The following is a 24,815-nucleotide window of genomic DNA, read 5'->3' on the forward strand; positions in this document are numbered from 1 at the left end:
AGTTTAGTCGGCGCGCCTCAGCGCGCCGGCCAACAGCACGATCAGAACGGCCAATGGCAACAGCACGGCGAACGCCAGACGCAGGCCGAACAGTTCCGCCAAAAATCCGATCAGCGGCGGCCCTATCAATAACCCACCATATCCCAGCGTAGCTACACTTGCGATGGCTTGCCCCGGCGGGACAAGCGGATCGCTGGCTGCATGGCTGAACGCCAGCGGCATTATCACCGCATACCCTATGCCCATCAGCGCAAACCCCGCCAATGCGGGCAAGGGCGCAACCGAAGAAACCACAGCGAAAACGCCCAACGCCGCGCAGATCCCGCCGAACCGGGCCGTCGCAGCAGGACCAAACCGCATAATGACAATCGCGCCTGCTAGGCGAAACGCCACCATCGTCACGGAAAACACGGCATAGCCCAATGCGGCAACACTTTCGGGCGCTCCCGAAATGTCTCGCAGGAAAATCGCGCTCCAGTCTGCGACGGCGCCTTCACCCAATGCACCGCACATGGCCGCGAATCCGACCAGTATCAGCGCGCCCGAGGGCAAAGCAAAAACCGAGCTTTTTGACCGTTCGGACCGATTCGACGTCCAGCGCACCCACGACAAGGCCAGCGCGAAGGCAACAACCGCGCCACCCGCCAATAGGAAATGCACCAGAACCGTCAGCCCCATCTGAACAGCCACGTACCCGCTGAGCGCGCCAAGACCGGCCCCAAGGCTCCACATGGCGTGGAATGACGACATTACAGGTTTGTCATATGCCTGCTCGACCTCGGCGGCCCAGGCATTCATCGCCACATCCATCGATCCGTGAAAGGTGCCAAAAACAAACAAACAAAACGCCAGCGCCCAAAACCCGCCAGCAACAGCAAGCAGGACCAGCGACAGCGTGTACAGAACGGCCACAATCCGGGTTATCGCAACTGCGCCATACCGATCCGTCAACTGCCCTGTGACCGGAAACGAACAGACGGCGCCGGCCGCCATGAACAACAACCCGTACCCCAACGCATCATGGGACAGCTCCAACCGGTCGCGCACGGCCGGTATGCGCGAGGCCCAGATGCCGAACAAAGCCCCGTTCAGGATGAACATGGCCGCAACTGCCCGCCATGCCGAGAAAACACCAATCAACAGAGAACCTCGTGCTGTCTGCCCGCCTCACCCGTTCTACAGGTTGGGCGCAAATTGGCAATTGCAGCTTAACCCAGGCGTTTGCGGATGCGCCGAACGGCGAACCATACGCCCGCTACAACCGGGATCGTCGCCGCCGCCGTCAGCATTCCCTTGCTTATGCCGGCGGCAGTCAACGGATACAGAAGGTAGCCGACAAGTGAGACCGCGTAATAACTGATGGCCACCACAGAAAGGCCCTCAACCGTGTGCTGCAAGCGCAAGGCAAGATCGGCCCGACGATCCATGCTTTCCAACAGGGCCTGATTTTGTGCACTCCGCTCGACGTCCACCCTTGTGCGCAACAACTCACCCGCACGTATGGCCCGGTCAGACAGCGCCTGCAGGCGGCGTTCTGTTGATTTCACGGTACGGATCGCAGGGTCATAACGGCGCATCATGAAATCGGCAAAGCTTTGGCCGCCTTCGAACCTTTCCTCGCGCAGGACATCGATCCGCTGATTGACCAGCGCCTCGTAAGCGCCGGTCGCACCGAATCGGAACGAACTGCGGGCCGATATGGTCTCGAGCTCGGTCGATATGGCCAGCAATTGAGGCAACAGCGCATCTGGTGGGGTGGTGTCATCCGTCATTTCAACCATCAGCTTCGCCAGCTGGGCATCCAGTTCCTCGATCCGGGGGGCCAATTGTTTGACGCGGGCAAAGCCAAGCATCGACATCGCCTTGTATGTCTCGATCTCGCACAGCCGCTGGATGATACGCCCTGTGCGGCGCGTGCCCGTGCCTTCGGTCACGAACAAAGCAAAACGCATGTGACCAGCCGGGTCGATACGGAAATCACTGGCGCAAATTGCCGAAGCATCCAACACCCGCGACACCGCCAGACTTTCAGGTTCGAACCAATCAGCCAGAGCGACCTTTACAGCCGCATCTTCCGGGCGCGGCACCACCCGCATCAGCAGCGAGGTGATCCTCTGGCCCGGGCTGGCCATCAGCCAATCCGGGGGAAAAACTTCGAAATCAGCCGGGTTGAAGGGACGGCCGCTGACGTTCGGCACAATCGCCGTATACGTGACAAACTCAGTGTGCTGCTCCCATTTCAGCCAATGGCGTCCTATCTGCCCGGCATAATGCGTGGCCCCCGGCTGCGGATGTTGCGCCCCATGTCGGTCAAGCAGATCGATCAGATGGGCAATATCCTGACTGCGGTCCCGAGCGACGGCTGCTTCAGGCTTCTTGATCGCAAGAAAGGCGACCGTGCACGGCGTATCGGCGGCCGGAAACGGGCGGGCATGAAGTTCATTTGCCAGCGCATAGCGCAGCGGGTGATCATCGATTGGCGTCATTCCGAGGCTCCGATAGCGGTGTCCGCACTATACGTCACAACTCGGATACATCAATTCTTATTTTATTTCATATACTTACACGAATACAAAGGTATACAAACCGACTATCTCATTGATTTGGCTGCCACAGCTCGATCGGATTTCCCTCCGGATCGTGAAGCCGAGCGAACTTTCCGATCTCGCTGTCCCAGTCTGGGCGGGTCTCAACAGCGATTCCGGCAGCTTCAAGCTGCTGTATCATCGCGCCCAGATCGTCGACCCGAAAATTGATCATCCATTGCTGATCCGGGTTTCCGAAATACTCAGTGTCTTTAGCGAAAGGCGCAAACACCGTATACCCTTCGCGCTGCTTCCAGGGCACCGGATCATAGTGGTTTACGCCCAGATGTTCTTCGTACCAGCGGCTCAACGCCTCAGGATCACTGGCCTGAAAGAATACGCCCCCTATACCGTTCACTTTCTGCATGTTTCGCTCCTACCACACGGCATCGAGTATATCACAACCCGCCCGCTTCATCTGGCCATAAATATCCTGGGGGTTTGGGGGCAAAGCCCCCAACAGCACAAAAAAAGAAAAGGGCGCCCAAAGGCGCCCTTTGCAAATGGATCAAACCGGTTAATCACTCGATCATCGGCAGCAGCTTGTCCAGAGACGCTTTGGCGTCGCCATAGAACATGCGGGTATTTTCCTTGAAGAACAGCGGGTTTTCGATACCCGAATACCCCGTACCCTGACCGCGTTTGGACACGAAGACCTGCTTGGCCTTCCAGCATTCCAGAACTGGCATACCGGCAATGGGACTGTTGGGATCTTCCTGCGCCGCAGGGTTCACGATGTCGTTCGAGCCGATAACGATGGCCACATCCGTGTCCGGGAAGTCATCATTGATCTCGTCCATTTCCAGAACGATATCATAGGGCACCTTCGCCTCGGCCAGCAGCACGTTCATATGGCCCGGCAAACGGCCCGCGACCGGGTGGATCGCGAAACGCACCTCTTTACCTTTGGCGCGAAGCTTACGAACCAGTTCACTGACCGATTGCTGTGCCTGCGCAACCGCCATCCCGTAGCCGGGAATGATGATTACACTGTCGGCATCGTTCAGGGCTGCAGCCACGCCATCAGCCTCAATAGCCACCTGCTCTCCCTCAACAGCCATCTGTTCACCCTGCGGGCCACCAAAGCCGCCCAGGATCACGCTGACAAAGTGACGGTTCATCGCCTTGCACATGATGTAGGACAGGATCGCACCGCTTGAGCCCACCAGCGCACCGACCACGATCAGCAGGTCATTGCCCAGCGAGAAACCAATCGCCGCCGCGGCCCAGCCCGAATAGCTGTTCAGCATCGACACAACCACCGGCATGTCCGCGCCACCAATGCCCATGATCAGATGATAACCGATGAACAGCGCCGCCAATGTCATCAGGATCAGCGGCAACAGCCCGCCAGACGCGGTGTACCAGATCAGACAGATCAGCGAGAGGCCCGCTGCCGCCGCGTTCAGCGCATGACCACCGGGCAGCTTTGTCGCCGCCGAGGTCACTTTGCCCGCCAACTTGCCATAGGCCACGACCGAACCGGTAAAGGTGATCGCACCGATAAAGATGCCCAGGAACAGTTCCACATGCAGGATTGCCAGCTCGGCCGGTGTCTTCTTGGCGATCAGTTTGGCAAAGGTGCCCAGATCATGCAGATCCGCCTCTTTCGCCGTATCCGCAATCGCCATGACCTGTGCCACGTTGCCGATTTCAAAATGTGCATTGAAACCCACAAACACAGCGGCCAGACCGACGAGTGAATGCATCGCGGCCACCAGCTGCGGCATCTCGGTCATCTGGACGCGCTGCGCCACGTATTGACCGATCAGACCGCCGCCAATGATCAGCAGGATCGACAGCAGCCACAGGCCAGAACCGGGGCCAACCAGTGTGGCAAAGACCGCCAGCGCCATACCGACGATACCGTACCAGACCGCGCGCTTTGCGCTTTCCTGGTTTGACAACCCGCCAAGGGAAAGGATGAACAGAACAGCCGCAACGACGTAGGCGGCAGTGGTGAAGCCAAATTCCATGTGCCCGGCCTCCTTAAGATTTCTGGAACATGGCGAGCATGCGCCGGGTTACGAGGAAGCCGCCGAAAATGTTGATCCCGGCCATGAAGACGGACAGCGCCGCCAGCAGAATGACCAGGAACGACCCCGATCCGATCTGCATCAATGCCCCAACGATAATGATCGACGAGATCGCGTTGGTGATCGCCATCAGCGGCGTGTGCAGGCTGTGCGAGACATTCCAGATCACCTGGAAGCCCACGAAAATGGCCAGCACGAAGACGATGAAATGCTGCATGAAGCTGGCCGGAGCAACCAGCCCTACCAGCAGCATCAGCGCGCCGCCAACACCCAAAAGGGTGAACTGCTGCTTGGTCTGCGCCTTGAAGGCCGCAATCTCCTGCGCCTTTTTCTCTTCCGGGGTCAGTTCCTTGACCTCGGGCTTTTTCTGCGCCGCAATCGCCTGAATCTTGGGCGGTGGCGGCGGGAAGGTGATCTCACCCGCATGGGTCACGGTTGCGCCGCGGATCACGTCATCTTCCATGTTGTGATTGATCTGACCGTCCTTCTCGGGCGTCAGGTCAGTCATCATGTGACGGATGTTGGTTGCATAAAGCGACGAGGATTGTGCCGCCATCCGGCTGGGGAAGTCTGTATAACCGATTATGGTCACGCCATTATCGGTTACAACTTTCTCATCCGGCACAGTGCCTTCGACGTTGCCGCCACGCTCGGCTGCAAGGTCGATAATGACCGAACCCGGCTTCATCGCCTTGACCATATCCTCCAGCCACAGCTTGGGCGCCGGACGGTTGGGGATCAGGGCGGTGGTGATCACGATGTCCATCTCGGGCGCAAGTTCGCGGAACTTGGCCAGCTGGGCGTTGCGGAATTCTTCCGACTGGACCGAGGCATAACCGCCTGTGGCCGCGCCATCCTGCTGCTCTTCTTCGAAGTCCAGATAGACGAACTCCGCCCCCATCGATTCGACCTGTTCGGCCACTTCAGGGCGCACGTCGAACGCGTAGGTGATCGCGCCCAGCGACGTAGACGTCCCGATTGCGGCCAGACCGGCCACACCGGCCCCAACGATCAGCACCTTGGCAGGAGGAACTTTACCGGCGGCGGTCACCTGACCGGTGAAGAAACGGCCAAAGTTGTTGCCTGCCTCGATCACGGCGCGATAGCCCGCGATATTTGCCATCGACGACAGCGCGTCCATCTTCTGCGCGCGCGAGATGCGTGGCACCATCTCCATGGCGATCACGTTGGCGCCCTTGGATTTGGCCAGCTCCATTCCTTCTTCGTTGCCCGCAGGATTGAAGAACGAAATCAGGGTCTTGCCCTTGGTCAACCGTTTCAGTTCGGCCTCAGTCGGGATCCGAACCTTGGCAATGATATCCGCGGTCTTCCACAGCGACGCTGCGGTCTTGACCACCTCAACGCCTACGGCCTCGTATGCGGCATCCGAAAAACCGGCAGCCGCGCCCGCGCCTTTCTCGATCAGGCACTCATAGCCCAGTTTCTGCAATTGCACGGCCGAGTCGGGCGTCATTGCAACCCGGTTCTCACCGTCCAGTATTTCCTTTGGCGTGCCTATCTTCACTGGCAGTCCCCCTAATTTTTACTCTGTCCGAGCGGGTGGTCGGTATTCTTTGTTAAGCAAAGATGTATCCTGCGCAACATTATTTCGCAAGTGCAGCATTTTTTACGTGACATCACGAAATCAGCCACCTTAGATCCAACGCCGCGTCTTGCGTTCATAGCGTGCGAAATCCGTGCGGAACTGCCGGCGCAGGCGGTCTTCTTCCGGCAGGATAAACCGGCGCTCCAGCACCCAGACGAAGACCGGAACCAAAACCAGTGACAACACGGCGTCAAACCGCAGGATCAAACCCGCAAGAATCAGAACGTCACCGACGTAGATCGGGTTTCGACTGCGTTTGTAGATGCCCGATTGCACCATCGCGGTCGGCGTCTCATGGGGAATGACGGTTGTTTTGTGGCGACGAAACTCGACAATGGCCAGAACGGCCATCAGAACGCCGCCGCCGATTAGAACTCCGCTGAGAAGGTCGGTCAGGCCGCTCTCAAGTGACAGGCCCAGCGCCATGTATCTGGCTTGCGCCCATGCCAGCGCCGCGAAAGCGATCAACCAAACCGGCGGTACATCTATCCAGCGCATTCTAAGCCCTCATGAGCGACGACAATTTCGGGTATATGTCGCTTCTGACCGACGTCCTATCGTTTTTCGACCAGATTGGCAAAAGACCAGTATGTCGCATCGATAGACAGACATGTCAGGATCGGCTACCCCAAATGCAACAAAAGACGACCACACAAGTGAGTGAACCTTCATGACCGATTTTGCAGCAACCAAAGCCATGTTCGACCTGCCCGAGGGCGTGATTTACCTGGACGGCAACTCTTTGGGCCCGCTGCCTAAAACGGCTGCGTCTCGTGTGCAGAACATGCTGACCGAGGAATGGGGGCAAATGCTGATCACCGGCTGGAACAAAGCCGGTTGGATGGGCCTTCCCATGGGGCTTGGCGATCGAATTGGCCGCCTGATCGGAGCCGAGCCAGGCAGCGTCGTGACCGGCGACACCCTGTCGATCAAGGTTTATCAGGCCGTGTCCTCTGCCCTTGAACTGAACCCGACCCGCAAGGTTGTGCTTTCCGACAAAGGGAACTTTCCGTCAGACCTGTACATGGTCGATGGCCTGCTGCGATCCCTTGGGAGCCCATACGAACTGCGCGTCGTCGACCCGCAGGACGTCGCAGATGCAATCACCGAAGAGGTCGCAGTCCTGATGCTGACCGAAGTGGATTACCGCACGGGCCGGATGCACGACATGAAGGCGCTGACGGAACTGGCCCACGACAACGGTGTCGTGACGGTTTGGGATCTGGCGCATTCCGCAGGTGCCATCCCCGTTGACCTTGCAGGGTGCAATGCCGATTTCGCAGTCGGGTGCACTTATAAATACCTCAATGGCGGCCCCGGTGCGCCCGCTTTCATCTATGTTGCGCCCCGACTGGCAGATAGTGTGCGCCCGGCCCTGTCTGGTTGGCTGGGGCACGAAGCGCCCTTTGCCTTTGACCTAGACTATCGGCCCGGAAGCGGGATTGAGCGTATGCGCGTTGGAACACCTCCGATCATCCAAATGACCGCACTTTCGGCGGCCATGGACATCTGGGATATGGCCGACATGGCGGATGTGCGCGCCAAATCCATTGAATTGACCGAGCTTTTCATCCGTCGGGTCGAGGCGACCTGCCCAGACTTGCAATTGGACAGTCCGCGTATTCCCGAGCAGCGTGGCAGTCAGGTTTCATTCCGCTTCAAGGAAGGCTACGCCGCGATGCAAGCGCTGATCGCGCGTGGTGTCGTCGGAGATTTCCGTGCTCCTGACACAATGCGGTTTGGTTTCACGCCGCTGTATGTCGATGAAAGCGATGTCGAGCGTGCAGTCGGGATTCTGGCGGATGTGATGCAGAACAAGCTTTGGGACACGCCTGAGTACAAAACGCGACAGCGCGTTACCTGATTTCCAGCCCAGCTCCGATCAGGGCCGCCAACTGGTTCGTGCGCCTTTCAAATTCCTCGGCGTCTGACGCGGTCAGCTTGATCCCCTTCAGCGTGACCGTAAGTGTTTTCGCCGTCTCTTCAGGCGTGTCGAATAGGCGAACGCGGCCAGCATCCTGCTCTCGCCTCAGCCATTCGGCATAAAGCGCGGCAAGTTCCCCTTCGCCCCGCTCGACAATATCGATGGCCATGGATTTGGTTGTGTCCAGCATCTCAAGCCCATGCGGCGACGCCAAAATCGCAGCCATGCCCTCGGTCTGGGCATGGATCGCCTTCCTGGCAATGTCCGAAACCGAGCCTTCGCCGTTCAGCGCCTCGGCCACCGTTGCGGACTTTTCCTCGTAATGCCGTTCAGTCAGCTTGCGAACGATCGCTTCCTTGTTCCTAAAATACAGATAGACCGCTGGCCGCGACATCCCCGCACCGCGCGCAATGTCATCCATCGAGGTCTTGCGGAACCCGTATGCGGAAAAAGCCTGAAAAGCAGATGCAAGGATCGCTTTCTGCCGGGATTCGTCACTCGTATCTTTCATAAGAAAATCTCTGACAGTTATTGTTTAATTTGTCAATTGACAAACTGACACTTTGCACCCATTATGTCAGAACCTGCCACAGATACAAAAAGGTGCGCCATGGCGACGGCCCTTAAGATTAACGGAACTCCCCATCAGATCGACCTGCCGGATGATGTCCCCCTGCTTTGGGTTCTGAGGGATGAGGTTGGCCTGACCGGCACCAAGTTTGGCTGTGGCGTCGCCGCTTGCGGCGCCTGTACAGTTCACATCGATGGCGAGGCGGTACGCTCATGCCAGGTGGCGCTGTCGGATGTCTGGGGCGAGGTGACCACAATCGAAGGCGTCGGCACGCCAGAAGCGCTGGCTACGATCCAGCAGTCCTGGGCTGATCATCAGGCGGCGCAATGTGGCTATTGCCAGTCGGGCCAGATCATGCAGGCCGCTGCCCTGCTTGCGCAAAACCCTGCGCCCACGGACGCAGAGATCGATGAAGCGATGCAGGGAAACCTGTGCCGCTGTGGCACCTACCCCCGCATCCGGGCCGCGATCCACGACGCAGCATCCAAGTTGAAGGAGGCATAAGAGATGGCTTCTGTTGGCAAAATTATCCGCCGTACGTTCCTGATCGGCTCAGCCGCAATTGTTGGCGGCGTCGCCTTTGGCGCATACTATGTCACCCGCCCCGCCCCCAACCCGCTGAAACCGAAAGAAGGTGAAGCGGCACTGAACCCCTTCGTGCTGATCGATCAGAATGGTGTCACCCTGTTCGCGCCCCGTGCCGAGATGGGACAGGGCGTGAAAACCACGTGGGCCGCGCTGATCGCCGAAGAACTGGATGTCGATCTGGATCAAATCACCGTCCTGCACGGTCCGGCAGCAACCGCCTATTACAACTCAGCCATGATGGGCGAGGGACTGCCAAACAAGGGCTACGACATCTCGGACTTCCAGCACAACTTAGGTGAAGCACTGGGTGTTCTTGGCAAGGCCCTAAGCCTGCAAGTCACAGGCGGCTCCACCTCGATGAAGGACGGGTTCGAGAGGATGCGGCAAGCCGGCGCTTCGGCCCGTGAAACGCTGAAACGCGCCGCCGCTGATCGGTTGGGGGTCGCGCCCTCGGACCTGAAAACAGCTTCAGGCCATGTCATCGCCCCGAACGGTGACAAGATCGCTTATACCGATCTTGCAGTGAAAGCGTCCGGACTGGAACCCGCCGAGGTACCTTTGCGAGACCCGTCCGAATGGCGTTATCTGGGCCGGACACAACCGCGACTGGACATGATGGGCAAAGTGACAGGCACTGCCGAGTTCGGCATCGATGTTCGCCTGCCCGGTATGAAATTTGCCGCCGTGCGCATGAATCCCAAACTGGGTGGTGCGATGAACAGCTTTGACGACAGTGCTGCAATATCCATGCCCGGGGTCGAAAAGGTTGTTGATCTGGGCACCGGTGTTGCCGTGATCGCGAACAACACATGGCTGGCCAACCAGGCGGTCGAGGCTGTCGAGATCGACTGGGGCGATGCGCCATATCCACCTGATACGGACAGCATTTTCTCAAAGATTGCCGAGGCGTTTGACGACGCGCCGAACTCGACTATGCGCGACGATGGCGATGTCAGCATGACGCCGGATGGCGCGACCGAGATCACTGCCGAATACCAAGTGCCCTATCTGGCGCACGCCACGATGGAGCCGATGAATGCCACCGCGCTCTATACCGGAGATGCTTTGGAGCTGTGGTGCGGCAATCAGGCTCCGACGCTGATCCGTTTTCGCGCTGCGAATACCGCAAATCTGGACACTGAGGCTGTTCAGATTCACACCGCCTATCTTGGGGGAGGGTTTGGCCGCCGGGGCGAACTGGATTTCGGAGAAATCGCCACCAAGGTCGCGATGGCCATGCCTGGCACACCGGTCCAGACAACCTGGAGCCGCGAAGAAGACATGCGTCACGACTACTTCCGCCCCGGCGCCATTGCCCGGATGCGCGGCGCTGTTCAGGACGGCAAAGCCGTTCTCATTGACGGCAAGGTTGCGGCACAGTCCTGCACGCAACAGGCGGTCGAGCGTTACACCGGCTTCCCCGGAGGCGGACCCGACAAAGTGCTGGTCGAAGGGTTCTTCAACCAACCTTACGCCGTGCCAAACTACCGGATGAGCGGCCACGTCGCTGATCTGGCTGTCCCGGTAGGCTTCTGGCGTTCGGTCGGCAACAGCCACAACGGCTTTTTCCACGAGACCTTCATGGACGAATTGGCCCATGCCGCAGGGCGCGACCCGCTGGACTTCCGGCTAGAGCTAATGAGAACCGAACACGCCCCGTCTGCCGGATGTCTGGAAGCGGTCAAGGAAATGTCCAACTGGACCGGGAAAACACCTGACGGCGTAGGCCGTGGCGTAGCCTTCACCTACAGCTTCGGCACGCCGGTGGCTCAGGTTATCGAAGTTGTCGACGAAGACGGTGCCATCCGCATTCACAAGGCCTGGATCGCCTGCGACATGGGGCTGGCGTTGGACCCGGAAAACGTCAAGGCGCAGATGTTTGGCGGCATGATGTATGGCCTGTCTGCCGCATGTTTCGGCGCGATCACCTTTGCCGGCGGGGAAGTCGAGCAGTTCAACTTCCCCGACTATGACGCCCTTCGTATGCATACTGCGCCACAAGTCGAGGTGCGCGTTCTGGAAACCAATCGCTATATGGGCGGCGCTGGTGAGCCCGGCACGCCCCCCTCAATGCCCGCACTGGGCAACGCCCTGTTTGATCTGACCGGCAAACGTGCGCGCAGCCTGCCGCTGGTCAATCAGTTCAACCTGCTGGTCTGATTGCCATTTACCTTCCCCTTCACCGATCCGTCGCGCACCCGCACGGTCCGGTGCCCAAGTCAGGCTGATTTCTGAACTGCCTGACAGGCAATCCCCTCCGCCCATCCCCGCACAGCCATGCCGAAGGCTTCGAACAAGGGGCGTGAAACCGGGTCGTTGATCGCATCCCATTCGGGATGCCATTGCACGGATAGCGTAAATCCGGGCGCATCCTTGATGTAGATCGCCTCGGGCGTTCCGTCCGGCGCATGCCCATCGATCACCACACGCTGTCCGATGCACTTGATCCCCTGCCCGTGCAACGTGTTGGTCATGACCTCCTGCGCACCAAACAAGTCGTGGAACACACCGTTTTCCGTCAGTTTCACCACGTGGCGCAGCGCAAATTTTTCCTCAAGTGTACCATCGGGCGGCATCCGGTGATTCATCCGCCCCGGCAGATCGCGAATTTCCGGATAGAGCGTTCCGCCCATGGCCACGTTGACCTCTTGAAATCCGCGGCATATGCCCAGAAACGGCTGACCCCGTTCCACACAGGCCCGAACCAGCGGCAGGGTGATCGCGTCACGCGCGCGGTCAAACTCTCCATGCGCCTCGGTTGCAGGTTCACCATATTCTTCGGGATGCACATTGGGACGACCGCCGGTCAGAAGAAAGCCGTCGCAAACCTCCAGCAACTCCTCAACAGACACATAACGGGGATCGGCGGGGATCAGCAGCGGCAAACATCCCGATACGTTCGCCACAGCGTCCGAATTCATCGTCCCCCCTGCATGGGTCGGGTATTGATCGTTCATGAGGTATGAGTTGCCGATAATACCAACAACGGGTCGAGACATTCCGCTTTCCTTGTTATACATCCCCTTGAAAAGGAAGCTAACCGCAGCTTCACAGTCGTGCAAGAATACACCTCCTGCGTGACAGCGCAGGGACGTGTTCAGGGGTGCACAAATACCCCCCGCGATCAGTCAAGTCACGGCTCGTTTTCCCCGCCTAAAACTTCAAGTCGGAAACATGCGCCAAGTCATTGCTTTGACGGAGCTGCTCTCAATGGTCGGACTTAAATCTCGCCGTCCAACCCAGCGGCCTCAATTCCCGCCATCGCAACGGCAGCATCGTTTTCTGACGTGTCGCCGGTCACCCCTACGGCACCGATCACGTCCCCTTTTCGACCCCGTATTAAAACCCCGCCCGGTACTGGTACGACTTGCCCGCCATACACTCCGTTTACCGCAGCCATGAAGTAGGCCTGCGCCTCGGCCCGTTGCATCTGCGCCGTGCCCGCCATACCCAGCATGACAGAGCCATATGCCTTGCCATGCGCAATCGCAAAGCGGCCCGGTGCGGCATCATCCTCGCGCTCGAACGCGATGACGTGGCCGCCTGCGTCTAGAACAACGACCGAAAGCGGCTTCAGCTCCATCTCGCGGCCTTTCTCAAGTGCTTTGCGGATAATGGTACGGGCTTTGCGAAGGGAAACTTCCATGTGCATTCCTGTGTCTGCATGTCGAAAGAAGAAAGGGGGCGGATCGCCCCCTTCGTTTTACGCTGTGGCCGCCTTCAATTCCAGACGGCGCGCGTGCAGGACCGGCTCGGTGTAGCCTGAGGGCTGCACACGGCCTTTGAACACAAGATCACAAGCCGCCTGAAAAGCAATTCCGTTAAAGCCCGGCGCCATCGGGATATAACCCGGATCATTTGCATTCTGGCGGTCCACAACAGCCGCCATTTTCTGCATCGCAGCCATCACCTGTGCTTCGTCGACAATGCCATGATGCAACCAGTTGGCCAGCGCCTGAGACGAAATCCGGCAGGTCGCACGGTCTTCCATCAACCCGATTTCATTGATGTCTGGGACTTTGGAACATCCCACGCCCTGATCGACCCAACGCACGACATAGCCTAGAATGCCTTGTGCATTATTCTCGACCTCGCGCGAGATTTCCGCCTCGCCTAGATTACGGCCCCCCAGCAAGGGAATGGTCAGCAGATCGTCAAGCGTTCCTCGGGCACCCGCCGCTGCGATCTCATCCTGACGGGCCAGTACGTTGACCTTGTGGTAATGTGTGGCGTGCAGCGTCGCAGCTGTGGGCGACGGCACCCAGGCGCAGGTCGCACCGGCCAGCGGGTGACCGATTTTGGCCTCAAGCATATCGCCCATCCGGTCCGGCATCGCCCACATGCCTTTGCCGATCTGCGCCTTGCCCTTAAGGCCACAGGCCAAACCGATATCGACATTGCGGTCTTCATAGGACGCAATCCAAGGCGTGTTTTTGATGTCGCCCTTGGGCAGCATCGGCCCGGCCTCCATCGAGGTGTGAATTTCATCGCCAGTGCGATCCAGGAAACCGGTATTGATGAAGGCGACGCGTGATTTCGCGGCGCGAATGCATTCTTTCAGGTTCACCGACGTGCGGCGCTCCTCATCCATGATCCCCAGCTTTACGGTGTTGCGCGGCAGACCCAGAATGTCTTCGACCATGTCGAAAATCTCGACCGCAAAGGCAACCTCTTCCGGCCCGTGCATCTTGGGCTTCACCACATAGACCGAGCCGGCGACCGAGTTGCCCCCGTCTCTTTTCAGATCATGCATGGCAATCAGAGTGGTGCAGAGCGCATCCATCAGGCCCTCGCCGATCTCATTACCCTCGGCATCCAGAACGGCGGGGTTGGTCATCAAGTGACCCACATTGCGCACCAGCATCAGTGAACGGCCTTTCAGGGTCGCCTGCTCACCTGTCGGTGTGGTGAAAGTCAGATCCTCTGCCAGCTTGCGGGTAAACGTGGCGTCGCCCTTGGTGACGTCTTCGGTCAAATCACCCTTCATCAGGCCCAGCCAGTTGCTATAGGCCACGACCTTATCCGCCGCATCAACACAAGCGACCGAGTCTTCGCAGTCCATAATCGTTGAAAGGGCGGATTCCAGCCGGACGTCTGCTATACCTGCGGGATCAGAGGCGCCGATGGCTCCAGTCGGATCGATCATGATCTGAATATGCAGGCCATTGTTTTTCAGAAGCACAAAAGCCGGCTTGTCTGCCGCGCCACCGAAACCAACAAATTGATCGGGGTTTGCCAGTGCCGGGGAAAGAGCACCTTCTTCGACATGCAGTCCCGACACGTCGGCCCAAGACCCACCAGCCAGAGGTACAGCGTCATCCAGAAAGGCTTTCGCCCATGCAATCACCCGTGCACCGCGCGCCGCATCATACCCACCGCCTGTTGGCAGATCGCCTATCGCATCGGTGCCATAAAGCGCATCATACAGGCTGCCCCATCGCGCATTCGCCGCGTTCAGCGCAAAGCGTGCGTTGGTGATCGGCACAACAAGCTGCGGCCCCGGTGTCAGCGCGATCTCGGGGTCGACATGCGTCGTGTCGATTTGAAACCCGTCGCCTTCCTCGACCAGATAACCAATTTCCTTTAGAAAAGCCTGATAGTCAGTGGGATCAATGCTCTGACCCTTGCGCGCAATATGCCAGCCATCGATGCGCCCTTGTATCTCGGCCCGCTTGGCCAGAAGCGCGCGGTTCTTCGGCCCCAGTTGAGACACCAGTCGCGCCAGACCCGCCCAGAAATCCTGCGCCGACACACCCGTACCCGGCAATGCCCGCGTCTCGATAAACTCTGCCAGTATTGGATCGATCTGCAGCCCGCTCAGGGTTTGTCTGCCACTCATCTTCCTGCTCTCCCGCGATTGTGTGCCATTGTATGCGTAAGTGACTTAGGCCGAAAGTTTCCGATAGGCAACTTTCGACTTTGCGTTAGGGTTATTCGGATCGAACGGAAGCTGTTTCAAAAACAACAAGGGAATGGCGGGGGCCAGTTGCAGCTCTGGAACGATGCCCCTAACGTCGCGCCAGACACGAACCGATGCGAGGCCCCCATGCGCGACGCTGCCCCCACCACGATCTTCCTGAAAGACTACACTCCATTTGGTTATCTGCTGGACAGCGTGCACCTGACCTTCGATCTGTCGGCACATGCAACACGGGTCACGTCGCGTATCGCGTTTCGTCCAAATCCCGACGCGACCGATCGCACCTTTTTCCTGCATGGCGAGGATCTGAACCTGATCCGTGCCTCCATCAACGGAACCGAAGTTTCGCCCGACGTCACGGACAAGGGCCTGACCGCCGATGTTCCCGACGCCCCGTTCATCTGGGAAGCCGAAGTTGAGATCGATCCGGGCAACAACACCGCGTTGGAGGGGCTTTATATGTCGAACGGCATGTATTGCACCCAGTGCGAGGCGGAAGGTTTCCGCAAGATCACATATTACCCGGATCGCCCCGATGTCATGTCCACCTTTACCGTGCGTATCAATGGCGACCTGCCGGTTCTGCTGTCGAACGGCAACCACTCGGGCAAAGGCGAAGGATGGGCCGAATGGACCGACCCCTGGCCCAAGCCTGCCTATCTGTTTGCGCTTGTCGCTGGGGATCTTGTGGCCCATCCCGGCCGGTTCACCACCAGATCAGGCCGGGATGTGGCGTTGAACCTGTGGGTGCGTCCGGGGGATGAGGGCAAATGCGCCTTCGGCATGGAGGCGCTGAAGAAGTCCATGAAATGGGATGAAGACGTCTATGGCCGGGAATACGATCTGGACGTCTTCAACATCGTCGCCGTCGATGACTTCAACATGGGCGCGATGGAAAACAAGGGGCTGAACATCTTTAACTCTTCGGCTGTTCTGGCCAGTCCCGAAACCTCGACCGATGCCAATTTCGAACGGATCGAGGCGATCATCGCGCATGAGTATTTCCACAACTGGACAGGCAACCGCATCACCTGCCGCGACTGGTTCCAGCTGTGTCTGAAAGAAGGTCTGACCGTCTTCCGCGATGCACAGTTCACATCCGACATGCGCTCGGCCCCTGTGAAACGCATCCACGACGCCATCGAACTGCGGGCGCGGCAATTCCCCGAGGATAACGGCCCGCTCTCGCACCCGGTCCGGCCCGAAAGCTTTCAGGAGATCAACAATTTCTACACGGCCACCGTTTACGAAAAAGGTGCCGAAGTCATTGGCATGCTAAAACGGCTGGTCGGGGATGAGGCCTATGCAAAGGCGCTGGACCTCTATTTTGACCGCCATGACGGGCAGGCCTGCACGATCGAGGATTGGCTGAAGGTGTTCGAGGACACCACAGGCCGCGACCTGACCCAGTTCAAACGCTGGTACAGCCAGTCGGGCACGCCGCGTTTGACCGTATCTGAAGATTGGGCCGACGGGACCTATACCCTGACGCTGAAACAGCGCACCGATCCCACACCTGGTCAGGCAGAGAAACTGCCCCAGGTGATCCCGGTCGCTGTTGGCCTGCTGGGGCCAAACGGGGATGAGGTCCGCACGACAGAAGTGCTGGAACTGACAGAGGCCGAGCAGAGTTTTCAGTTCACCGGGCTTGCGACAAAACCCACAGCCTCGATCCTGCGCGATTTCTCGGCACCGGTCATTCTGGAACACGATCATTCAAACGCCGAACGCGCGTTTCTGCTGGCGCATGACACAGATCCGTTCAACCGCTGGCAGGCTGGCAGATCGCTGGCGCAAAACACCTTGCTGCGGATGATCTTGGACGAGGCAACCCCAGACGCCGATTACCTTGACGGGCTGCTGGCCGTGCTGCGCGACGACACGCTGGACCCGGCCTATCGCGCCTTGATGCTTGGGCTGCCGACGCAATCCGAACTGGCTGCGGCTTTGCATGAACGCGGTCACACGCCAGATCCAATGGCAATCTGGTCGGCGGTCGAAACGCTGCGGCAGGCCACGGCACAGCACGTGCAGGATCTGCTGCCCCGTCTGCACAGCGAGGCGTTGGTGGATGGCCCCTACAGCCCGGATGCCGAGCAATCCGGAAAACGCGCCCTTGGCAGCGCGGCACTTGCGCTGACTTCTCGTCTGGACGGAGGGGCAATGGCGGCCACTGTGTATGCCAAAGCGGATAACATGACCCTGCAACTGACCGCCCTGTCCTGCCTGCTGCGCGCCCGCAAGGGCGAGGCGCAGCTGGCCGCCTTCTATGACCAATGGCAGCATGACCGGCTGGTCATGGACAAATGGTTTGGCTTGCAGGTGACCATGGCCGCACCAGAGGCGACACCGGAAACGGCGAAGGCATTGACCGGGCATCCCGACTTCAACTGGAAGAACCCGAACCGGTTCCGCGCTGTTATGGGCGCGCTGGCGATGAACCACGCAGGGTTCCACCAACCGGATGGTGCCGGGTACAGCCTGCTGGCCGATTGGCTGATCCGCCTTGATCCTGTGAACCCGCAAACCACGGCACGGATGTGTTCTGCCTTCCAGACCTGGAAACGGTACGACGCCGGGCGTCAGGACCTGATGCGCGCGCAGCTTTCTCGCATTGCGGAAACACCGAACCTGTCGCGCGACACGACGGAAATGGTATCCCGCATTCTTGGCGCATGACACCTTACAGCTTTACCCGTCGCAACAGGAACACGCGAGCAGTGGTCATTCTGGCCAGTGTCTACGCGGCCCTACTGGCGCTGGTCATCCTGTTCGACGCGGCTTGGTGGGTTGTTGGCCTGCTGTCTCTGGCCACCCTCCCAGCGCTATGGGACGTGATCCAGAATACCAGCGCGGGCGTGCAGCTGGACCGGGATGCCGTACGCTGGTTCACGGGCAATCGGCAGGGCGATATCCCAATGCGGGATATCGACCATTTCCGATTTGACACCCGGTGGGACACTTCCGTTCGCGTATCCATCGCCCTGAAATCCGGGAAACGAATCCGGCTGCCAGATGAGTCTCTGCCACCGCATCGGGAGCTGGAAGCCATTCTGAAACAGGCAGGTTTTCGCGTAGACCGTCATCATTTCACTGTTTTCTGAAACACTGCGTGATCTACGGCCGCATTGGACACAAAAAACAAAGTTTATTAAGCAAATCACTTGAATTGAGCCTGATACCTCGCCAGACTTCAGACTCAGTTAAGTGTTTTTACAGTTTTGAGTTTTACCATGTTTCGGTCGTTAAGGGCGTTGTTTGCCCAGCCCATATCCAATCCCACGGACGCCTCAGAAGATCTGTGCGCAACGAAATCTGCGCTGGCCGCTGCCCTGCCTGAACATGGGCAGCTCAACATTCCTGTGGCGACATCGAATTGCGACAATCTGATTGGACATTCTACAATCGAACATGGGCGCTATCTGGCCAGACAGGACCGCTGGACCGAGTTGTCCCAAGAAATGCGTGCAGCGGATCAGGATCGTGCCGCCGTATCGGATGGTATGCCGATTGCCGATCTTTTGGCGTTCGGGGCCAGATCTGACGTGGTTCTGGCTGCGGAACATGCGCTGTCGGACGGCAAGGCCATATCCGATTACGATTTGCTGGGTGGTATTTCGGAACTGGAAGGCGAGTTGTCTGACAATCCTGGTGATCCGATGATCGCTGCCGTTGTGGCGCTGGCCCATATCGATCTGGCCTGGGCCTGGCGCGGGAACGCCAAGGACACGGCCTTGCCGCCCTTGCACCGCTCGCGCTGTGCCGCTCATTTCGACCGGGCCGCTGCGATCCTGCCCAAGTGCAAGGCGGATGCGCCGGACAGCCCTCTGATTGCGGCCGCCGGTTGTGCCCTGTTGGCCGGGCAGCGCAAGTCAAACGCCCGCGTTGCTGATGAGTACGAGCACCTGATCACACTGGACCCGCACAATCAGCGTCACATGCGCGCGATGGGCAGCCATCTTTTGCCCCGGTGGTTCGGCAGCTACGCAGAACTGGAATTACAGGCACTGCGCAATGCCGTCCGGACACAGGATATCTGGGGCGCAGGTGGATATACGTGGGTGCAATTCGATGCCATCGCTTTGGACGAAGAGGCCTGCGCACAGGTCGATGTCGAATATTTCCTTGAAGGATTGCGCGATATCGTCGGTCTGCGCCCTGATCAGCAGATGATCAATATGTTGTCGGCCTATTGTGCAATCACCATTCAGAATGGTCACGGGCTGAACGAAAAAGCAGACAATGTCCGCGCCCAGATGCGCGACACCGCAAACTGGCTGATCCGCGATCACCTGACCGAGCTTCACCCCCTGATCTGGGCCCATGCCGCCAACGGGTTCAACAACTCGGTCCGCATCAACTCGCCCGAGCGGTTTGCTGCGCGCGGTCAGCGCGACGCGCTGCGCGCTATCTCGGATCTGTTCCGGGATGAACTGCGCAGCGGCAAGGATGTAACCTTCACACCGTCTGGTCTGCAGTTTTCCAAGAACTGAACGCGTCAGGATTCCCCCTTGCCCCTAGGCCCTGCCGGGCCTAATACGCAGGCTTAGACTTCTGCGGAAATGAGGCGCGCCATGCTCGACCTGACATACGAAATGCCCAAACCCAAAACCATTGCCGGAGCCAAGCACGATTGGGAACTGGTGATCGGGATGGAGGTGCATGCGCAGGTCTCATCCAATGCCAAGCTGTTCTCGGGCGCGTCCACCAAATTCGGGGCCGAGCCGAACTCGAACGTGGCTTTCGTGGATGCGGCAATGCCGGGGATGCTGCCGGTGATCAACGAGTTCTGCGTGGAACAGGCGGTGCGCACCGGGCTGGGCCTGAAAGCGGATATCAACCTGAAATCGGCCTTTGACCGCAAGAACTATTTCTATCCTGACCTGCCGCAAGGTTACCAGATTTCCCAGCTTTATCATCCTATTGTGGGCGAAGGCGAAGTGCTGGTCGAGATGGGTGACGGCACTGCGCGCATGGTGCGGATTGAACGTATCCACATGGAGCAGGACGCAGGCAAATCGATCCACGACATGGACCCGCACATGTCCTTTGTCGACCTGAACCGGACCGGTGTCTGCCTAATGGAGATCGTCAGCCGCCCTGATATTCGCGGGCCGGAAGAGGCCGCCGCCTATATCGCCAAGCTGCGTCAGATCATGCGCTATCTGGGCACCTGCGACGGCAACATGCAGAACGGCAACCTGCGGGCGGATGTGAATGTCTCGATCTGTTTGCCGGGCGCGTATGAGAAGTATCAGGAAACACAGGACTTTTCGCATCTGGGCACCCGTTGCGAGATCAAGAACATGAACTCGATGCGGTTCATCCAGCAGGCCATTGAGGTCGAGGCCCGCCGCCAGATCGCCATTGTCGAAGCCGGTGGCAAGGTCGAGCAGGAAACCCGTCTGTATGATCCGGACAAGGGCGAAACCCGGTCGATGCGGTCCAAGGAAGAAGCGCATGATTACCGCTATTTCCCCGATCCCGACCTGCTGCCGCTGGAGATCGAACAGGCATGGGTGGACGATATCGCCGCCCATCTGCCAGAGCTGCCTGACGACAAAAAAGCGCGCTTTATCAGTGAGTTCGGCCTGACCGACTATGACGCTTCGGTGCTGACGGCCGAAGTGGAATCGGCGGCCTATTTCGAAGAGGTCGCGCAGGGCCGCAATGGCAAACTGGCCGCGAACTGGGTGATCAACGAGCTGTTCGGGCGCCTGAAAAAAGAAGACCACGACATCACGGAGTCGCCGGTTTCTCCGGCGCAACTGGGTGGGATCATCGACCTGATTTCGTCTGATGCCATCTCGGGCAAGATCGCCAAGGACCTGTTTGAAATCGTCTATACCGAAGGCGGTGACCCGGCGCAGATCGTCGAGGATCGCGGGATGAAACAGGTCACCGACACCAGCGCGATCGAGGCTGCACTGGACGAGATCATCGCGGCCAATCCGGCCCAGGTCGAGAAGGCCAAAGTGAACCCGAAACTGGCGGGTTGGTTCGTGGGTCAGGTGATGAAAGCGACCGGCGGCAAGGCCAACCCGAAGGCCGTTAACGATTTGGTCAGCAAGAAGCTGAGCTCCTGAACCTTACAATTTGTACAAGCCTGCCAGTGGCAGTTGTCAGGTTTGTACAATCAGATTTCCACGATTTCTTAAGAAATGGGGTCAGCTCATCGGCTTGACTTCGCCTGTGATTGCACCCTTTCTTCCGACCCAGAGAGGTGAGGTATCATGCAGAACAGATTTGATCAGGAACTCGAAGATCGGCTGGTGCGTTACGCGGCGATCGACAGTCAGAGCGACGAGACCTCGGCGACCACGCCGAGCACACAGATACAGTTCGACATGCTGAACCTGCTGAAGCAGGAACTGGCCGAGATCGGCGCAAAGGATGTGACACTGACAGGTGACAGCGTGGTCGTCGCGAGCATCCCCGGCACCGCGCCCGGCCCGACGGTGGGCTTTCTGGCGCATGTGGATACGGCCCCCCAGTTCAATGCAACGGGCGTCAAGCCGCGGGTGATCAAGGGATATAACGGTGGCGACATTTCCTTTCCGGACAATCCGGATTTGGTGTTGTCCCCGGACGAGAACCCCTATCTGGCCGAGAAGATCGGACATGACCTGATCACGGCGTCGGGTACCACCCTGCTGGGCGCGGATGACAAGGCCGGGGTGTCGATCCTGATGACCATGGCGCGGCATCTGATCGAAAACCCGGATATCCCGCACGGGCCTATCCGCATTGCCTTTACCCCGGATGAAGAGATCGGGCGCGGCGTTACCGAACAGCTGCCCAAGGATCTGGGGGCGGATTTCGCCTATACTCTGGACGGTGCCGAAGTGGGCGAGATCGAATATGAAAGCTTCTCGGCCGACCGCGCCGTGATCCGGATCGAGGGGGTATCGATCCACCCCGGACTGGCCAAGGACAAGATGGTGAACGCGACCCATCTGGCGGCAAAGATCGTGCAGACCTTGCCGCAGGCCACCATGACGCCCGAAACAACCGATGGCCGCGACGGGTTCATCCATGTCACCGACATGAGCGGCGGGTCGTCCGAGATGGAAATCAAGCTGATCCTGCGCGATTTCGAGATGGAGGGCCTTGAGGCGCAACGTGACATCGTGCGGCAGGTCTGTGCGGCCGTGCAGGCCACGGAACCGCGCGCGACCATCACCTGCGATATCAGCCACCAGTACCGGAACATGCGCTATTGGCTGGAAAACGACATGACACCGGTTGATCTGGCGCGCGACGCCTGCCGCGAGCTGGGGATCGAGCCGCTGTCGGTGCCGATCCGCGGCGGCACCGACGGGTCGCGCCTGACCGAGTTCGGCACCCCCTGCCCCAACCTGTTCACCGGAATGCAGTGCATTCACGGGCCGCTGGAGTGGATTTCGGTGCAGGACATGGCAGTGGCGACCGAGCTGTGCCTGTCGGTTGTGACCAAGGCGGCACAGGCTGGCGGCAATAATCAGGGCTGAAAACCGCTGCTCGGGCGACGGCCCTTTCACCCCGGGGTCAGCGTGGTAAGTTGGCGCGAACAGGTATTTAGGAACACTTGATGCAGCTTTTTGAATACAAGGTCGTCCCCGCGCCGCAAAAGGGCGTGAAAGCCAAGGGTGTGAAAACGGCCGAGGGCCGCTTTGCGGTCTCGGTCGAACAGGTTCTGAACCAGATGGCGCAGGACGGCTGGGAATACCAGCGCGCCGAGCTGCTGCCCAGCGAGGAACGCTCGGGCCTGACCGGATCGACCACAAACTGGCGCAATGTGCTGGTGTTCCGGCGGGTCGTGGCCGAGGAAGTCGATGCGTCGGTGATCGGAGACGTACCCGAGTTTGACGACACCCCATTGGCCCAACCGATCCCCGGCCCCGGTGTGGTGGCCGCGCCGAAACCAATTTCGGAAGACGCGAATGAGCCGCCCTTGTCATTGAAAAGCCGGGACCAGGTTGACCAGGACACTGACACCGCGGGCGACAAAAAAGACGCCTGAGACGGATCAGGGTTTGACGTGCGGTTACACCTGCAACACGGTGTGCACCGCAGTTTGAGCAGCCCGCCCGCGGGCAGGTTTGGCGCTGCGGGCGCGATATGTGCTTATCAACCCAGCGAAATCTGTGGCATGTTAACCGGAAAACCGGGAGGGATTTTGAAATGGGTATTCGGCAGACACAGGGGCGGGCACGCCTGTATGACAGCATCCTTGATACAGTCGGCGACACGCCCTGTATCCGGATCAACCGGATCGCGCCGGAGCATGTGACCGTTTATGTGAAGTTCGAAGCGTTCAATCCGGCGGGGTCGGTCAAGGACAGGCTGGCGCTGAATATCATCGAGGCGGCAGAACGGGACGGGCGGCTGAAACCCGGTCAGACGGTTGTCGAGGCGACATCGGGCAATACCGGGATCGGGCTTGCCATGGTCTGTGCGGCCAAGGGATATCCGCTGGTCGTGACGATGGCCGAGAGCTTTTCGGTCGAGCGGCGCAAGCTGATGCGCTTTCTGGGCGCGAAGGTTGTTCTGACCCCCAAGGCACAAAAGGGGTTCGGCATGTATACCAAGGCCAAGGAACTGGCCGAGGAAAACGGGTGGTTTCTGGCCAGCCAGTTCGAGACCGCAGCCAATGCCGATATTCACGAGAATACGACCGCACGGGAAATCCTTGCGGATTTCGAAGGCACGCAGCTGGATTACTGGGTCACGGGATATGGCACCGGCGGCACGGTCGCTGGGGTGTCACGAGTGTTGCGCAAGGAGCGGCCCGATACGAAAATCATCCTGACCGAACCGGCAAATGCCGCCATCGTGTCGTCAGGCTATGTGAATACGCGCAACGACGATCACCAGCCCACCGAAAGCCACCCCAATTTCGAGCCGCACCCGATTCAGGGCTGGACGCCGGATTTCATTCCATGGGTCCTTCAGGAAGCCATCGACAACGCCTATTACGACCAGCTGATCCCTGTTCCGGGGCCGCAAGGGATTGAATGGGCGCGCCGCCTTGCCTCGGAAGAGGGGATATTCACCGGGATCTCGGGCGGGTCGACCTTTGCGGTGGCCATGAATCTGGCGGAAACCGCGGCGCCGGGATCCGTCATGCTGGTGATGCTGCCGGATACGGGCGAGCGTTACCTGTCGACGCCTCTGTTCGAGGGGATCGAAGACGTCATGACGGATGAGGAATATGCGATCTCGGCCTCGACCCCGTCGGCACAGATGAGCGCGGAATAGGGCGCAGCGTCAGGTTCCGATATCCAGCGCCAGCGCGTGGATGCGGGGCACGATATCGCCCAGCGCCTTTTGCACGGCCCGGTGGCGGGCGACGCGGGATTGACCGGCGAATGCGGCGGCGCGGATGCGGACGTTGAAATGGCTTTCGCCGCCTTCCCTGTGGCCTGCATGGCCGCGATGGCTTTCGCTGTCGTCGATCACGTCAAGTTCATGCGGGTCAAAGGCGGCTTGCAGGCGGGTTCGGATTTCGTCGGTCACACTCATTTTTTTGCTCAGCGGCAAAATTTTTGCCGCCCCCCTCTTCTACTTTCGGCTGCTTAGACTAAACTGCTGCCTCCGAGTCGA

The 24,815-nt window shown here is 59.1% G+C and carries 21 protein-coding genes; 10 read left to right on the plus strand and 11 right to left on the minus strand.

The annotated features are described in order from the left end of the window. Nucleotides 1-3 precede the first annotated feature (3 nt). From ACR0JI_RS03705 to ACR0JI_RS03730, 6 genes are all read right to left on the minus strand, one after another. On the minus strand, nt 4-1,140 hold the full coding sequence (locus tag ACR0JI_RS03705; RefSeq protein WP_480476029.1) for an MFS transporter: 1,137 nt from the start codon (nt 1,138-1,140) through the stop codon (nt 4-6). 68 nt (nt 1,141-1,208) lie between these two features. Continuing rightward, nucleotides 1,209-2,486 (minus strand): DUF3422 family protein, encoded by a 1,278-nt coding sequence (locus tag ACR0JI_RS03710; protein WP_480493829.1) that lies wholly within the window; start codon nt 2,484-2,486, stop codon nt 1,209-1,211. Between the two features lie 109 nt (nt 2,487-2,595). Further along, nucleotides 2,596-2,952 (minus strand): VOC family protein, encoded by a 357-nt coding sequence (locus tag ACR0JI_RS03715; protein WP_480493828.1) that lies wholly within the window; start codon nt 2,950-2,952, stop codon nt 2,596-2,598. A gap of 154 nt (nt 2,953-3,106) precedes the next feature. Then, nucleotides 3,107-4,561, minus strand: a complete 1,455-nt coding sequence (locus ACR0JI_RS03720; RefSeq protein WP_480476023.1) for an NAD(P)(+) transhydrogenase (Re/Si-specific) subunit beta — start codon at nt 4,559-4,561, stop codon at nt 3,107-3,109. A 13-nt stretch (nt 4,562-4,574) separates the two neighbouring features. Further along, nucleotides 4,575-6,146: a Re/Si-specific NAD(P)(+) transhydrogenase subunit alpha gene (locus ACR0JI_RS03725; protein WP_480476021.1), complete on the minus strand. Its 1,572-nt coding sequence runs from the start codon at nt 6,144-6,146 to the stop codon at nt 4,575-4,577. A 129-nt stretch (nt 6,147-6,275) separates the two neighbouring features. Further along, the gene (locus ACR0JI_RS03730) at nt 6,276-6,725 is read right to left on the minus strand and encodes a methyltransferase family protein (RefSeq protein WP_480493827.1); all 450 of its coding nucleotides are present in this window, start codon (nt 6,723-6,725) and stop codon (nt 6,276-6,278) included. Between the two features lie 172 nt (nt 6,726-6,897). Here ACR0JI_RS03730 and kynU point away from each other — a divergent pair, with 172 nt between their 5' ends. After that, nucleotides 6,898-8,091 carry a kynureninase gene (gene kynU / locus ACR0JI_RS03735; RefSeq protein ID WP_480493826.1) on the plus strand — a complete coding sequence of 398 codons (1,194 nt, stop codon included), beginning with the start codon at nt 6,898-6,900 and terminating at the stop codon, nt 8,089-8,091. On the opposite strand, the gene ACR0JI_RS03740 is transcribed toward kynU, so the two are convergent. Then, a complete protein-coding gene (locus ACR0JI_RS03740) occupies nt 8,084-8,662 on the minus strand; it encodes a TetR/AcrR family transcriptional regulator (protein WP_480493825.1) in 579 nt (192 codons plus the stop codon). The genes kynU and ACR0JI_RS03740 overlap by 8 nt on opposite strands. 99 nt (nt 8,663-8,761) lie before the next feature. Between ACR0JI_RS03740 and ACR0JI_RS03745 the strand changes: the two genes are divergently transcribed. Together ACR0JI_RS03745 and ACR0JI_RS03750 are read left to right on the plus strand one after the other, a co-directional pair. Then, complete coding sequence (locus ACR0JI_RS03745) at nt 8,762-9,226, plus strand: (2Fe-2S)-binding protein (protein WP_480493824.1); 465 nt, start codon at nt 8,762-8,764, stop codon at nt 9,224-9,226. 3 nt (nt 9,227-9,229) lie between these two features. Continuing rightward, entirely contained in the window at nt 9,230-11,470 is a 2,241-nt protein-coding gene (locus tag ACR0JI_RS03750; RefSeq protein WP_480493823.1) for a xanthine dehydrogenase family protein molybdopterin-binding subunit, read from the plus strand. Nucleotides 11,471-11,529: 59 nt separating this feature from the next. On the opposite strand, the gene ACR0JI_RS03755 is transcribed toward ACR0JI_RS03750, so the two are convergent. The 3 genes from ACR0JI_RS03755 to ACR0JI_RS03765 form a co-directional block, all read right to left on the minus strand. Further along, entirely contained in the window at nt 11,530-12,309 is a 780-nt protein-coding gene (locus ACR0JI_RS03755) for a gamma-glutamyl-gamma-aminobutyrate hydrolase family protein (protein WP_480493822.1), read from the minus strand. 221 nt (nt 12,310-12,530) lie between these two features. Continuing rightward, on the minus strand, nt 12,531-12,956 hold the full coding sequence (locus ACR0JI_RS03760) for a GlcG/HbpS family heme-binding protein (protein WP_480476007.1): 426 nt from the start codon (nt 12,954-12,956) through the stop codon (nt 12,531-12,533). Nucleotides 12,957-13,013: 57 nt separating this feature from the next. After that, entirely contained in the window at nt 13,014-15,149 is a 2,136-nt protein-coding gene (locus tag ACR0JI_RS03765; protein WP_480493821.1) for a malate synthase G, read from the minus strand. 207 nt (nt 15,150-15,356) lie between these two features. Between ACR0JI_RS03765 and pepN the strand changes: the two genes are divergently transcribed. The 7 genes from pepN (at nt 15,357) to ACR0JI_RS03800 (ending at nt 24,470) form a co-directional block, all read left to right on the plus strand. Beyond that, nucleotides 15,357-17,909: an aminopeptidase N gene (pepN, locus tag ACR0JI_RS03770; protein WP_480493820.1), complete on the plus strand. Its 2,553-nt coding sequence runs from the start codon at nt 15,357-15,359 to the stop codon at nt 17,907-17,909. Next, nucleotides 17,906-18,334, plus strand: a complete 429-nt coding sequence (locus ACR0JI_RS03775) for a hypothetical protein (protein ID WP_480493819.1) — start codon at nt 17,906-17,908, stop codon at nt 18,332-18,334. Before pepN ends, ACR0JI_RS03775 begins: the two co-directional genes overlap by 4 nt. Nucleotides 18,335-18,463: 129 nt before the next feature. Continuing rightward, on the plus strand, nt 18,464-19,723 hold the full coding sequence (locus ACR0JI_RS03780; RefSeq protein ID WP_480493818.1) for a hypothetical protein: 1,260 nt from the start codon (nt 18,464-18,466) through the stop codon (nt 19,721-19,723). Between the two features lie 81 nt (nt 19,724-19,804). Further along, the gene (gatB, locus tag ACR0JI_RS03785; protein WP_480493817.1) at nt 19,805-21,316 is read left to right on the plus strand and encodes an Asp-tRNA(Asn)/Glu-tRNA(Gln) amidotransferase subunit GatB; all 1,512 of its coding nucleotides are present in this window, start codon (nt 19,805-19,807) and stop codon (nt 21,314-21,316) included. Between the two features lie 147 nt (nt 21,317-21,463). Next, nucleotides 21,464-22,720: a peptidase T gene (gene pepT / locus ACR0JI_RS03790; protein WP_480493816.1), complete on the plus strand. Its 1,257-nt coding sequence runs from the start codon at nt 21,464-21,466 to the stop codon at nt 22,718-22,720. Between the two features lie 80 nt (nt 22,721-22,800). Then, nucleotides 22,801-23,232 (plus strand): DUF4177 domain-containing protein, encoded by a 432-nt coding sequence (locus ACR0JI_RS03795; protein WP_209597750.1) that lies wholly within the window; start codon nt 22,801-22,803, stop codon nt 23,230-23,232. A 161-nt stretch (nt 23,233-23,393) separates the two neighbouring features. Beyond that, a complete protein-coding gene (locus ACR0JI_RS03800; protein WP_480493815.1) occupies nt 23,394-24,470 on the plus strand; it encodes a PLP-dependent cysteine synthase family protein in 1,077 nt (358 codons plus the stop codon). A gap of 9 nt (nt 24,471-24,479) precedes the next feature. Here the strand turns inward: ACR0JI_RS03800 and ACR0JI_RS03805 are convergent, their stop codons facing one another. After that, nucleotides 24,480-24,734 (minus strand): BolA family protein, encoded by a 255-nt coding sequence (locus ACR0JI_RS03805; protein WP_480493814.1) that lies wholly within the window; start codon nt 24,732-24,734, stop codon nt 24,480-24,482. Between the last annotated feature and the right edge of the window lie 81 nt (nt 24,735-24,815).

This window comes from Ruegeria sp. N10 (assembly GCF_056531545.1).

Excerpts from the sequence above, each read along its gene's own strand:
- ACR0JI_RS03795 (WP_209597750.1), top strand. The coding sequence starts at position 22,801 with ATGCAGCTTTTTGAATACAAGGTCGTCCCCGCGCCGCAAAAGGGCGTG.
- ACR0JI_RS03780 (WP_480493818.1), top strand. The coding sequence starts at position 18,464 with ATGTTTCGGTCGTTAAGGGCGTTGTTTGCCCAGCCCATATCCAATCCC.
- ACR0JI_RS03775 (WP_480493819.1), top strand. The coding sequence starts at position 17,906 with ATGACACCTTACAGCTTTACCCGTCGCAACAGGAACACGCGAGCAGTG.
- ACR0JI_RS03800 (WP_480493815.1), top strand. The coding sequence starts at position 23,394 with ATGGGTATTCGGCAGACACAGGGGCGGGCACGCCTGTATGACAGCATC.
- pepT (WP_480493816.1), top strand. The coding sequence starts at position 21,464 with ATGCAGAACAGATTTGATCAGGAACTCGAAGATCGGCTGGTGCGTTAC.
- kynU (WP_480493826.1), top strand. The coding sequence starts at position 6,898 with ATGACCGATTTTGCAGCAACCAAAGCCATGTTCGACCTGCCCGAGGGC.
- ACR0JI_RS03740 (WP_480493825.1), bottom strand. The coding sequence starts at position 8,662 with ATGAAAGATACGAGTGACGAATCCCGGCAGAAAGCGATCCTTGCATCT.
- ACR0JI_RS03765 (WP_480493821.1), bottom strand. The coding sequence starts at position 15,149 with ATGAGTGGCAGACAAACCCTGAGCGGGCTGCAGATCGATCCAATACTG.
- pepN (WP_480493820.1), top strand. The coding sequence starts at position 15,357 with ATGCGCGACGCTGCCCCCACCACGATCTTCCTGAAAGACTACACTCCA.
- ACR0JI_RS03730 (WP_480493827.1), bottom strand. The coding sequence starts at position 6,725 with ATGCGCTGGATAGATGTACCGCCGGTTTGGTTGATCGCTTTCGCGGCG.
- ACR0JI_RS03745 (WP_480493824.1), top strand. The coding sequence starts at position 8,762 with ATGGCGACGGCCCTTAAGATTAACGGAACTCCCCATCAGATCGACCTG.
- ACR0JI_RS03715 (WP_480493828.1), bottom strand. The coding sequence starts at position 2,952 with ATGCAGAAAGTGAACGGTATAGGGGGCGTATTCTTTCAGGCCAGTGAT.
- ACR0JI_RS03760 (WP_480476007.1), bottom strand. The coding sequence starts at position 12,956 with ATGGAAGTTTCCCTTCGCAAAGCCCGTACCATTATCCGCAAAGCACTT.
- ACR0JI_RS03720 (WP_480476023.1), bottom strand. The coding sequence starts at position 4,561 with ATGGAATTTGGCTTCACCACTGCCGCCTACGTCGTTGCGGCTGTTCTG.
- gatB (WP_480493817.1), top strand. The coding sequence starts at position 19,805 with ATGCTCGACCTGACATACGAAATGCCCAAACCCAAAACCATTGCCGGA.
- ACR0JI_RS03805 (WP_480493814.1), bottom strand. The coding sequence starts at position 24,734 with ATGAGTGTGACCGACGAAATCCGAACCCGCCTGCAAGCCGCCTTTGAC.
- ACR0JI_RS03755 (WP_480493822.1), bottom strand. The coding sequence starts at position 12,309 with ATGTCTCGACCCGTTGTTGGTATTATCGGCAACTCATACCTCATGAAC.
- ACR0JI_RS03710 (WP_480493829.1), bottom strand. The coding sequence starts at position 2,486 with ATGACGCCAATCGATGATCACCCGCTGCGCTATGCGCTGGCAAATGAA.
- ACR0JI_RS03750 (WP_480493823.1), top strand. The coding sequence starts at position 9,230 with ATGGCTTCTGTTGGCAAAATTATCCGCCGTACGTTCCTGATCGGCTCA.